This window comes from Bacillus sp. JJ722, from assembly GCF_036963345.1.
GTDB lineage: Bacteria > Bacillota > Bacilli > Bacillales > DSM-1321 > Bacillus_AD.
This window is the reverse complement of sequence record NZ_JBALMO010000347.1, coordinates 1-3,395: the sequence shown is the minus strand read 5'-3', so window position 1 is coordinate 3,395 and position 3,395 is coordinate 1. Positions and strand designations below refer to the sequence as shown.

General features: G+C 29.9%; 4 protein-coding genes and 1 pseudogene. 2 read left to right on the top strand and 3 right to left on the bottom strand.

Annotated features, from left to right (window positions below):
* Positions 1 to 180 precede the first annotated feature (180 nt).
* Positions 181 to 858 (top strand): DUF1643 domain-containing protein, encoded by a 678-nt coding sequence (locus V7014_RS25765; protein ID WP_335511733.1) that lies wholly within the window; start codon positions 181 to 183, stop codon positions 856 to 858.
* A 97-nt stretch (positions 859 to 955) separates the two neighbouring features.
* On the opposite strand, the gene V7014_RS25760 is transcribed toward V7014_RS25765, so the two are convergent.
* Positions 956 to 1,201, bottom strand: coding sequence for a hypothetical protein (locus tag V7014_RS25760; protein WP_335511731.1), 246 nt, complete (start codon positions 1,199 to 1,201; stop codon positions 956 to 958).
* A gap of 768 nt (positions 1,202 to 1,969) precedes the next feature.
* Between V7014_RS25760 and V7014_RS25755 the strand changes: the two are divergent.
* Positions 1,970 to 2,254, top strand: a pseudogene (locus V7014_RS25755) (IS3 family transposase); the annotation flags it as partial.
* A 216-nt stretch (positions 2,255 to 2,470) separates the two neighbouring features.
* Here the strand turns inward: V7014_RS25755 and V7014_RS25750 are convergent.
* Complete coding sequence (locus V7014_RS25750) at positions 2,471 to 2,626, bottom strand: hypothetical protein (protein ID WP_335511729.1); 156 nt, start codon at positions 2,624 to 2,626, stop codon at positions 2,471 to 2,473.
* Positions 2,598 to 3,329 carry a nucleotidyltransferase gene (locus V7014_RS25745; RefSeq protein WP_335511727.1) on the bottom strand — a complete coding sequence of 244 codons (732 nt, stop codon included), beginning with the start codon at positions 3,327 to 3,329 and terminating at the stop codon, positions 2,598 to 2,600. Before V7014_RS25745 ends, V7014_RS25750 begins: the two co-directional genes overlap by 29 nt.
* Positions 3,330 to 3,395 lie beyond the last annotated feature (66 nt).

The window sequence follows — 3,395 nt, the reverse complement described above, 5'->3', positions numbered from 1 at the left end:
AAGCCGTACTTATCTGGATTAAGAATCTCTTTGGAGATTCTATTTTTCAATAAAAGGTAGATTTTATTATGTTTTTACTATCTTCAAATAATTACCCTTTCATTTAAGAGTTCTATTTCATCAGTTATTCTGAGATAACAAATTAGTATGTTATACTTATTAAAAGAGAGGGTTGATTATTTGACTGAAACTTATCCTAGTTATGTAAAATCAATAACAAATTGTGACACTAAAAGAATAAAGAGTACCAAAGTTAAAAGTAGAACGATACTTACTGCACAGCTAAATAACAGGTATACCAAAAAAATACTTTTTATTTTAATGAATCCTGGTGTAGCTGATATGGATGTATCTGATAGCACCGTTAATAAATGCGCTCATGTAGCCTTTAATGACTTAAGAAGCTATAAAATCGGAGCATTTAGCATCGTAAATGTTTACCCATATTTTCTTTCTTCTACTAATTTGCACAAGGTGCTGGATTCCGTAAAAAGCCTCTCGTCAGCTTATTATTACAAAAAACTGTTCGCAAATTTAAGTCTTATTCATGATCAAATTGTTGAAGCTGATTATGTTTTCTTATGTACTGGTGGTATACCAGAAAATATTGATGATGCAAATGAATACGAATTTCTAATTGATACTATTCATAGCTATGTAGAATCAATTCATGGTGCTGCCTTTTTAGCTAAATCCGATAGATACAAAAGTTTTGTTAAAAATGATAAGTATTCTTATCATTTGTGCCCTAGTGGTATCCCTAATGTAATTAACACTGCTCAAAGATTTAAAATATCTAAAGGAAGATTTGTACAAATAGAAAATCAATATAAATTGCCTCTGACTCAACCACAATAAACCTCAGGAGTGATTAACTTCACTCTTTTTTTGGATTAAAAACAGATATTACAATACCACGAATATCATTCTAAATTGTGTTTCTTTCTAAGCTGGATCAATTCTTCTTAAGTTTTGCTATTTTTTTTACGTCTTCTTTTCTTTCTTCTTGAATTAACCATTCAAAGCAACTCTCACAATATAAATCACCTTTATATTTAACCCAATTACTATGTACTTCATTACCGCAACCGTTCAATTCACAATGTTGAAATGAAAATTCTTCCTTATAAAACTTCAATTGTTCATCAATGTCTAGTTTGCTCATATCTTTCGTAAATTGGTATAATATATTCGGATTCATGGAACATTGGATTATATGAGTCCTGTACGATACAAAATTTCACACCTTAAGAAAGCTGTCTAGTTTTGTGTTGACAATCCAATGATACTAAAGAGTACTATTCACGTTTATTTGGAGCATCCTATCAACCTAACATACTAATTTCACAAAATTCCGAGACAAAAAAGCAGTTCATTTTACAGGGATTAGCAATTGGTTTTGAATCCTTATTTACAATCGAGTCTGATCCATTTTATAAACATTAGGAGATAGTTGTTAAACCTGTGATAGGAACTGAATACAAATTATCTTATCAGTATATTAAATTAAAAAATCAATACTTTTCCATTGCTGGCAAAGAATTTTTGAAAGCGCTTCACAAACAGCTAATAGGTACAAGGAATAATAATCAATCAGCGTGCTGTAACCGCTTGCGCAATTCTTAAAAAAAGTCATTCCTAAAAGTACACAATACATAGCAGAAGGAATGAATCATGATGAAATTTGTTTGATTCATTATCAAAATCATCTTGAAATAATCGAATCTTTTTTCGTAACAATAGTGTGAAAAGCATTTCCCAATCTAACTAAATATCAAATAAAGAAATTAGAAATCGTTTCTGCATCAAGTGTCATTATTAGCTGATAATCAAAATCACTAACTGATTCTTCACCCACTCACTTTTTAACTATTACAGAAAGTGAGTTTTTCCATATAATTTTTTACACATGGGTTTCACCTTATCTGAACAAATGAATTAGATAAACTATTATTCATAAAATTAATATTTACAACTTCCTAGAAGTACGTATTATTATAAAGCGAAAATAAAATCTTCTGAAGATGAGCTTTCTCATAAAATTGTGGAAATATTCCACGCTAACCGTCAAAGTTATGGTACGCGAAAAATCAAAGTAGAATTGAAGAAACATGGGCTAACCGTTTCTAGAAGGCGAATTGGTATAATTATGAAAGAAAACGTGTTGGATTCTACCTATACGGTAGCTCAGTTTAAACCACATCACGATCGGTGTAATGAATCAACGGTTAAAAATGAATTGAATCCTAGTTTTATGTAGACAATCCATTGTTCCCCTAACAGAAGATATCAAAAAAAAGAGCCGATTTTATCATATTAGTAAAATGATCGGCTTCCTTACTGAAGGACATTTATAATATTTTCACCTTTGCTTAAGGTGTCATACCCTCAAGCTTTTTTTCTTTTAAAATTTGTTTTTTTTATTTCTTACAGTTTCTATACCACTTGTTACTATTAATCAAAACTATTTTTAAGACAAAATTAGTTGTTTTTTTCGATTAGGATTATTTTTTTGTAGCCATTGATTACTTTCTTCTATTACCCATTTTCCGAATATGTTTAAAAAAGTTGATAACTCTATTACATTGTTAGTTGGTTCAATAGCAAACACTAAAGCTTGTTTCATATCCTTTTCTTGTTCTGGCAAACACCTTATACGCTGGGTATAAATCTCTTGTATACTTGCCTTCTTCTGCGGCAACTAACGCCATTCCTGCCCTTACAATTATTTTCATAATCCAACTACAGCAATCTAAAATATCTTCCTGATCCTCATTACCGACCAAGTCTCTTCTTGCTTGATTTATTTGTTCTTTCACATTTACTAAATGTTCATTTGCAAGTGTAACATCTACTTTAAATCTTGGTAATTGTTTGCTTAAATCCTCCCCGAAAACACATAGCCCATATGTTTTCATCATAAATGGTAGTATAGAAAACTGTTTCAGATTTATTATTTCCTGTTTATCTATAACATTCATTTCTATACCTTGTATAAATGGATATTTGTTTAACAAATATTCGACTAACTCTTTAACAAATGAGTGATTGTAAGTGAGCGTGCTATTTAAAACTAAGATCGTGTCTAAATCCGATACGTTATCAATACTTAATCCTCTAGGTACTGAACCTCTTATATAAACGCTATGTAGATTCTCACCTAAAAGCTCACTCAACTTAAAAGAAAATTCAGTAATAAGATTTCTATATTTAGGATTTATTTTTTGAATACTTGTTTCATTTATTAAGTAACCTTGCTCATCAATATTACAAAAACCACCAATATCTTTAATTTCGATGAAAAACACCTCACACTCATAATTAATCATAAAGTCTATCACAAAATAATTGTATAATTCAATTAATTTCCACTAACTCTTTAGTGTGTATTTGTA

Excerpts from the sequence above, each read along its gene's own strand:
- V7014_RS25745 (WP_335511727.1), bottom strand. The coding sequence starts at position 3,329 with ATGATTAATTATGAGTGTGAGGTGTTTTTCATCGAAATTAAAGATATT.
- V7014_RS25750 (WP_335511729.1), bottom strand. The coding sequence starts at position 2,626 with ATGAAACAAGCTTTAGTGTTTGCTATTGAACCAACTAACAATGTAATA.
- V7014_RS25760 (WP_335511731.1), bottom strand. The coding sequence starts at position 1,201 with ATGAATCCGAATATATTATACCAATTTACGAAAGATATGAGCAAACTA.